The 1,188-nt window shown below is 46.2% G+C and carries 1 protein-coding gene; it reads left to right on the top strand.

Annotated features, from left to right (window positions below; translation table 11 throughout):
* Positions 1-1,188, top strand: a 1,188-nt coding sequence (gene ppk1, locus ACS8FD_RS15625) for a polyphosphate kinase 1 (protein ID WP_439276523.1), incomplete at both ends; no start/stop codon positions are given.

Genomic DNA, 1,188 nt, shown 5'->3' with positions numbered 1-1,188 from the left:
GCCGTTTTGGCGACAAAGTGCGGCTTGAAGTCACCACCGATTGCCCAACGCCCATCAGTGACTATTTGCTCAATGAATTTGAGTTACATGACAATCAATTGTATCGCGTCAATGGTCCAGTAAACCTAACGCGTCTGCTCTTTGATTTTAATATTCCAGCGCTGCGTTATCAGCCGTTTACCCATGTCGTGCCAAAGGCTTTTCGTAGGGAGGCCGACAAACTTGAAAAGGCGACGAGTATGTTCGCTGCCATGCGTAAAAGTGATGTCCTAGTGCATCATCCTTTTCATGCGTTCTCGCCTGTGGTAAATCTATTGTGGCAAGCTGCCAGCGATCCAAAAGTCTTAGCGATTAAACAGACTTTGTATCGTTCAGGCACCAATTCAGAAATTGTACAAGCGCTCGCAGCTGCTGCTCGTAACGGTAAAGAAGTGACCGCCATTATCGAGTTGCGGGCACGTTTTGATGAGGCATCTAACATTGCGGTTGCAAATTATTTGCAAGAAGCAGGGGCGGTCGTAGTCTACGGTATCGTCGGTTACAAAACTCATGCCAAGCTGATGCTCATCATACGCCGTGAAGAGGACAAAATCCGTCGTTATGTGCATCTAGGGACGGGTAACTACCATGCCGCTAATGCCAAGGTCTATACGGACTACGGTTTGTTTACCGCTGACGCTGATATCTCAGAAGATGTGCACAAGATATTTCAGGAGCTGACGGGGATGGGCAAACCTGCCAATCTCAAAAAGCTGTTACATGCCCCTTTTACTTTGCATGAAAAGTTGATGAGCTTTATTGATGATGAAATCACTCATGCCAAAGCAGGCAAGCGTGCGCATATCATTGTCAAAGCCAATGCTCTGACCGAACGTCGTTTGATAGGAAAATTATACGACGCCTCGCAAGCAGGGGTTAAGATTGAGCTGATCTTACGGTCTATGTGTTGTCTGCGTCCGCAAGTACAAGGGCTGTCTGAAAATATTACGGTGCGCTCAGTCATCGGACGCTTTTTAGAGCATACCCGCATCTACTATTTTTATAATGCGGGTGATGAGCGGATGTATTGTGGCAGTGCAGACTGGATGGATCGCAACTTATTCCACCGGGTCGAAGTTGCGTTCCCTATTGAAGACAAAAAAATATTTGCTCAAATTTATCAAGATGGTTTACAAAGCTATCTACAAG

The organism is Psychrobacter sp. 1U2, assembly GCF_051847575.1.
This window is presented reverse-complemented; position numbering and strand designations above follow the sequence as displayed.